Below are 6,020 nucleotides of genomic sequence, written 5' to 3' on the forward strand. Positions count from 1 at the left end.
AACAGGGGTTTGGTGGCGGCGCCCAGACCGTAGCCCAGCAGCGCCAGCGGCTTGCGTTTGCCCCACCAGTCGCTCAGCGCGCCCGAGAACACCTTGACGATCAGCGCGGTCGCTTCGGCCGCGCCTTCGAGCAGGCCCACGGTCACCATGCTGGCGCCCAGGCCGGTGACCAGAAACACCGGCAGCAGGCTGTGGATCAGCTCCGAGGAGATGTCCATCAGCAGGCTGACGAAACCCAGCGCCCAGATGGCACCGGGGAGCCGGCGCCGGGGTGTCGGGGCGCCGGTCATGGGGCAGGGTCAGGCCACGATCACCGATGCGCCTTCGCCCTTGGGCGCGATGGCGCCGATCTCGTACACCGTCTCACCCAGCCCGCGCAGGGTGGCGGCGCAGGCGGCGGCTTCGGCGGCGTCGATCACCACCACCATGCCGATGCCGTTGTTGAAGGTGCGGTTCATCTCGATGTCGTCGATGCCGGCCACCTTCTGCAGCCAGGCGAACAGCTCGGTCTGCGGCCAGCTGCCCTTTTTCAGGTGGGCGGCCGTGCCTTCGGGCAGCACGCGCGGGATGTTCTCCAGCAGGCCGCCGCCGGTGATGTGGGCCAGGGCCTTGACCGGGTGCTGGGCCAGCGTGGCGAGCACGTTCTTCACGTACAGGCGGGTCGGGGCCATGATGGCCTGCTTGAACGGCTGGCCGTCCAGCGTGGCGGGCAGCTGGCCCGCGGCGCGCGCTATGCACTTGCGCACCAGCGAAAAGCCGTTGGAGTGCACGCCGCTGGAGGCCAGGCCCAGCACCACGTCACCGGGTTTCACGTCCTTGCCGGTCAGGATCTTGGACTTTTCGACCGCGCCCACACAGAAGCCGGCCAGGTCGTACTCGCCAGCCGGGTACATGCCGGGCATTTCGGCGGTTTCGCCACCGATCAGGGCGCAGCCGGACAGTTCACAGCCCTTGGCGATGCCGCCGACCACGGCCGCGGCGGTGTCCACGTCCAGCTTGCCGCAGGCGAAGTAGTCCAGGTAGAACAGCGGTTCGGCGCCCTGCACCAGCACGTCGTTCACGCTCATGCCCACCAGGTCGATGCCCACGGTGTCGTGCAGGTTCCATTCAAACGCCAGCTTGAGCTTGGTGCCCACGCCATCGGTGCCGCTCACCAGCACCGGTTCCTGGTAGCGCTTGGGCACTTCGAAAAGTGCGCCGAAGCCGCCGATGCCGGCCAGCACGCCTTCGCGCATGGTCTTTTTGGCCAGCGGCTTGATGCGCTCGACCAGCGCGTCGCCCGCGTCGATGTCAACGCCGGCGTCTTTGTAGGAGAGGGGAGTGGTGCTGGAGGTCATGGGAACAGGTGCCGCCGTGCGGGCGGACAGGAGGAGGGTCAAGGAAAGCGGCCGGCCGGCACCCGGGGGGCCGACTAGAATTTGCCTCTGATTTTAAGGGTTCGCCCTGTCCCGCCGTCGCCCGTCCCGAGCCCGCCTTCCATGACCCTCACCCCCCAACAGATCCGCACCGCCGCCTGGGTGGGCATTGCCGTGGCGGTCTGGCTGGTGCTGTCGCTGCTGGCGCCGGTGCTCATGCCCTTCCTGCTGGCGGGTGTGCTGGCCTATGCGCTGCACCCTGCGGTGGAGCGCCTGCACGCGCGGCGCGTGCCCCGCTGGCTGGGGGCTGGTGTGGCGCTGACGTTGCTGATGCTGGTGATGCTGGCGGTGCTGTTGCTGATCGTGCCGGTGATCACCAAGCAGGTGCCGCTGCTCAAGGAGCAGGTGCCGGTGCTGCTGGACAAGCTCAACGAATGGCTGGTGCCGGTGCTCGGCCGCTTCGGTGTGGAGCTGCAGGTGGACGTGGCCCTGGTGCGCGGCTGGCTGCAGAAACTCATCACCGGGCACGAAGGTGAACTGCTGGACGGCCTGCTGTCGTCGCTGCGCAGCGGCGGCAGCGCGCTCATGGCGGTGGCCGGCAACCTGGTGCTGGCGCCCATCGTGGCCTATTACCTCTTGCTGGACTGGGCGAACCTGGTCGAACGGGCCAAGGGCCTGATCCCGCCGCGCTGGCGCGAGGCGGTGCAGGGTTTTCTGGACGAAACCGACGAGGTGCTGGGCCAGTACCTGCGCGGGCAGCTGCTGGTCATGGGCGTGCTGGCGGTGTTCTACACCGTGGGGCTGGCGCTGGTGGGGCTCAAACTGGCGCTGCCCATCGGCGTGTTCACCGGGCTGGCGGTCTTCATTCCCTACCTGGGCTTTGGCCTGGGCCTGGTGATGGCTTTGCTGGCGGCGGTGCTGCAGTTCCAGGCCGTGCTGGGCGTGGCCCTGGTGGGTATCGTCTACGCGGTGGGGCAGGTGGTCGAGAGCATGGTCGTCACCCCGCGCCTGCTGGGCGAACGCATCGGCCTGCACCCCATCGCCGTCATCTTCGGCTTGATGGCTTTTGGCCACCTGCTGGGCTTCGTCGGCGTGCTGATCGCGCTGCCGGCCAGCGCCGTGCTGCTGGTGGGCATCCGCCGCCTCAAGACCCGTTACCTGAACAGCGCGCTGTACCTCGACGGTGGCGCGACCGCTGCCACCGCCGTCCGGCCCGAGGCGAAAGAACCCCACGCATGACCTCTGGGCCTGCTCCCATGAAACAGATGGCGCTCGACATCGGCCTGGCGCCGGTGCCCACGCTCGACAACTTCGTGCCCGTCAGCAACGAGGCCGCGCTCGACCATCTGCGCCTGTGGGTGGGCAACCCGCTGCGCTCGCCTGTGCCCACCTTCGTGTGGGGCGAGGGTGGCAGCGGCAAATCGCACCTGCTGCGCGCGGTGCGCGAAGCGCTGCGCGAACACGGCGGCCGCGTCGGCTGGCTCGACGCGCAGACCCTGCACCCGGGTGAATACGACGAGCACTGGGAAGCCGTGCTGCTGGACGACGTGCACCTCTACACCGCCGAGCAACAGGCCGCCGCCTTCAACTGGTTCGTCAACGCCCAGGCACCGGCCCACGGACCGGCGCGCTGGGTGCTGGCCGCCGCCGACCGGCCGCCGGCCGACCTGCAATTGCGCGAAGACCTGCGCACCCGGCTGGGCTGGGGCCATGTGTTCCAGCTCAAGGCGCTGGGCGAGGCCGAGCGCCGCTCGGTGTTGCGCCGGGCGGCCGACGAGCGCGGCGTGTTCCTGGGCGACGAGGTCATGGACTTCATGCTCAACCGCTTCTCGCGCGACCTCTCCAGTCTGATGATGCTGCTCGACCAGCTCGACGCCTACGCCCTGCGCACCCAGCGGGCCATCACCATTCCGCTGATCAAGTCCATGCTGGAAAACGAATGAAACTGGCCCTTTTCGATCTCGACCACACCCTCATCCCCATCGACTCCGACTACTCTTGGGGTCAGTTCACGGTCCAGCTCGGCTGGCGCGATGCCGAAAGCCATACCCGCGCCAACGACGCCTTCTACGAGCAGTACAAGGCCGGCACACTGGACATCCACGAATACATCCGTTTCTCCGTCGCACCGCTGGCCGAGCACGGTGCCGACAACGCCGACGCCGCGCACCGGCGCTTCATGGACGAGATCATCCGCCCCGCCATGCAGCCCCAGGCGCTGGAGCTGGTGCGCCGCCACCAGGCCGCAGGCGACCAGGTGGTCATCGTCACCGCCACCAACGAATTCGTCACCCGGCCCATCGCCACGGCCTTCGGTGTGCCCGATTTGATCGCCATCGACCTTGAACGCGACGCCCAGGGCAACCCGACCGGCGCCATCCGCGGCACGCCCTCGTTCCGCGAGGGCAAGGTCGCGCGTGTGGAACAATGGCTGGCCGAACGCGGCCTGGACTGGTCGCGTGTGGAGCACAGCACCTTCTACAGCGACTCCATCAACGATCTGCCGCTGCTCGACAAGGTGCACGAGCCGGTGGCCACCAACCCGGATGCCCGCCTCCACGCCATTGCCGCACAACGCGGCTGGCGCATCCTGAACCTCTTCGCATGATCAAGAAATTCATCGACAAGCTGCTGGGCAAGTCCGGCAGCAAGAGCACTGGCAAGTTCGGCAAGCGAGAAGACGTGCCGGCCAGCGTGCACGGCATCAACCCGAAGTTGGTCGACCAGCGCGCGCTGGACGTGGTGCACACGCTGCAGCAGGCGGGTTTCGAGGCCTACATCGTCGGCGGCGCCGTGCGCGACCTGCTGCTGGGCCTGCGCCCCAAGGACTTCGACGTCGCCACCAACGCCACGCCCGAACAGGTCAAGAACCTGTTCCGCCGCGCCTTCATCATCGGCCGGCGCTTTCGCATCGTGCACGTCATCTACGGCCGTGGTCGCGACAACGAGGTCATCGAGGTCTCGACCTTCCGCGCCTACCTCGACAGCGCCGATGCCGAGCAGGTCAGCGGCAACGAACGCACCAGCAAGGGCGAACTCTCGGGCATGAAGCACGCGGTGGACGCCAGCGGCCGCGTGCTGCGCGACAACGTCTGGGGCCCGATCGAGCAGGACGCCGCACGGCGCGACTTCTCCATCAACGCCATGTACTACGACCCCGAGACGCAGGTCGTGGTCGACTTCCACAACGGCATCCGCGACGCGAAAAACAAGACGCTGCGCATGATCGGCGACGCCGCCACCCGCTACCGCGAAGACCCGGTGCGCATCATCCGCGCCGTGCGCTTTGGCGCCAAGCTCAGCCACCTGGGCTTCAGCTTCGACCCCAAGACCCTGGCTCCGCTCGCCTCGTCGCGCAACCTGCTGGCCGACGTGCCGCAAAGCCGCCTGTTCGACGAAATGCTCAAGCTGCTGCAGACCGGCCACGCGCTGGCCAGCATCGCCCAGCTCAAGTCCACCGGCCTGAACACCGGCATCTACCCCCTGCTGGACGTGGTGGTCGAACGCGGCGAGGACCCCTTCGTCAAACTCGCCCTGCAAGACACCGACCGCCGCGTGGGCGAAGGCAAGCCCGTGGCGCCCAGCTTCCTGCTGGCCTGCGTGCTCTGGGCCGACGTGCGCCAGGGCTGGGACCGCCGACTCAAGCCGCGCGGCAACCAGCGACCGCCCACACCTTTTGCTGCCCTGCAGGACGCGGTCGACGAAGTGTTCGACGCCCGCATTGGCGACGTGTCCGGTCGCGGCAAGCTCGGCACCGACATGCGCGAGATCTGGCTCATGCAGCCGCGCTTTGACAAGCGCGTGGGCAGCGGCCCCTTCAGCCTGGCCGACCAGCCGCGCTTCCGCGCCGGCTTCGACTTCTTGCGCCTGCGCGCGCAGACCGGCGAGGCCGATGAAGAACTGGCCCACTGGTGGGAAACCTTCAGCACCGCCGACGACGACCACCGCCAGGACATGGTCGACGCCCAGCGCAAGGCCGGCCTGCCCAAGGCAGGCCCCGGCAAGGCGCGCCGCGTGAAAAAGACCGACGCCGACCACCCTGCGTCGGCCGCTGCGGTAGAACAGCCCGAAGCGGACCCGCGCTTCCGCACCGCGGACGGCGACGAGGCGCCAGCCCCAGCCCCGCGACCTGCGGCTCCAGCCCCCGCCCGTTCATACGGCAGTGCGTTCGCGCCCGATGAAGACAGCGCCGATGACCACGACGCCGGTGATGAAGGCGAGGGTGGCGAGGAGGGCGCCGCAGCACCCGCCAAGAAGCGCCGCCGTCGCCGCCGCAAGCCGGCGGGCGGCGGTGGAGCCGGTGGTGGCAGCGGCGACGCAGGCCCCGCACCGGCCGGTGACTGACGTGAAGCCCGCGCAGCGCCCCGAAGTCACGGCTTACGTGGCACTGGGCGCCAACCTGGGCGATGCCGCTCAGGCCCTGCGCGACGCGCTGCACCACCTGGACAACACGCCGGGTATCCGGTTGCTCAAGGCCTCCAGCCTCTACCGCACCGCTCCCATCGACTCCAGCGGTCCGGACTACCTCAACGCTGTGGCCCAAGTGAGCACCACACTCACCGCGCCTGCCCTGCTGGCCGCCCTGCAAGCCATCGAACTGGCCCACGGCCGCGAACGCCCCTACCGCAACGCCCCCCGCACGCTGGACCTGGACCTGCTGCTGTA

At 68.7% G+C, this 6,020-nt stretch carries 6 protein-coding genes and 1 pseudogene; 5 read left to right on the top strand and 2 right to left on the bottom strand.

Going from position 1 to position 6,020, the window contains the following annotated elements; all coding sequences use genetic code 11:
• Positions 1-290 (bottom strand): annotated as a pseudogene (locus ACR2JA_RS18570) (MFS transporter); the annotation flags it as partial.
• A gap of 9 nt (positions 291-299) precedes the next feature.
• Positions 300-1,337 carry a phosphoribosylformylglycinamidine cyclo-ligase gene (gene purM / locus ACR2JA_RS18575; protein ID WP_434010550.1) on the bottom strand — a complete coding sequence of 346 codons (1,038 nt, stop codon included), beginning with the start codon at positions 1,335-1,337 and terminating at the stop codon, positions 300-302.
• A 141-nt stretch (positions 1,338-1,478) separates the two neighbouring features.
• Between purM and ACR2JA_RS18580 the strand changes: the two genes are divergently transcribed.
• The 5 genes from ACR2JA_RS18580 to folK all read left to right on the top strand — a co-directional run.
• Positions 1,479-2,594 (top strand): AI-2E family transporter, encoded by a 1,116-nt coding sequence (locus ACR2JA_RS18580; protein ID WP_434010551.1) that lies wholly within the window; start codon positions 1,479-1,481, stop codon positions 2,592-2,594.
• A 17-nt stretch (positions 2,595-2,611) separates the two neighbouring features.
• Positions 2,612-3,298, top strand: a complete 687-nt coding sequence (hda, locus tag ACR2JA_RS18585) for a DnaA regulatory inactivator Hda (protein WP_434010552.1) — start codon at positions 2,612-2,614, stop codon at positions 3,296-3,298.
• Complete coding sequence (locus tag ACR2JA_RS18590) at positions 3,295-3,963, top strand: HAD family hydrolase (RefSeq protein ID WP_434010553.1); 669 nt, start codon at positions 3,295-3,297, stop codon at positions 3,961-3,963. The genes hda and ACR2JA_RS18590 overlap by 4 nt, the downstream gene beginning before the upstream one ends.
• Positions 3,960-5,699 carry a polynucleotide adenylyltransferase PcnB gene (pcnB, locus tag ACR2JA_RS18595; RefSeq protein ID WP_434010554.1) on the top strand — a complete coding sequence of 580 codons (1,740 nt, stop codon included), beginning with the start codon at positions 3,960-3,962 and terminating at the stop codon, positions 5,697-5,699. The genes ACR2JA_RS18590 and pcnB overlap by 4 nt, the downstream gene beginning before the upstream one ends.
• A 1-nt stretch (position 5,700) precedes the next feature.
• A partial coding sequence (gene folK / locus ACR2JA_RS18600) for a 2-amino-4-hydroxy-6-hydroxymethyldihydropteridine diphosphokinase (RefSeq protein WP_434010555.1) occupies positions 5,701-6,020 on the top strand: 320 nt, incomplete at its 3' end.

Source organism: Hydrogenophaga sp. (assembly GCF_051007235.1).
In the GTDB taxonomy this organism is placed as follows: domain Bacteria; phylum Pseudomonadota; class Gammaproteobacteria; order Burkholderiales; family Burkholderiaceae_C; genus Hydrogenophaga.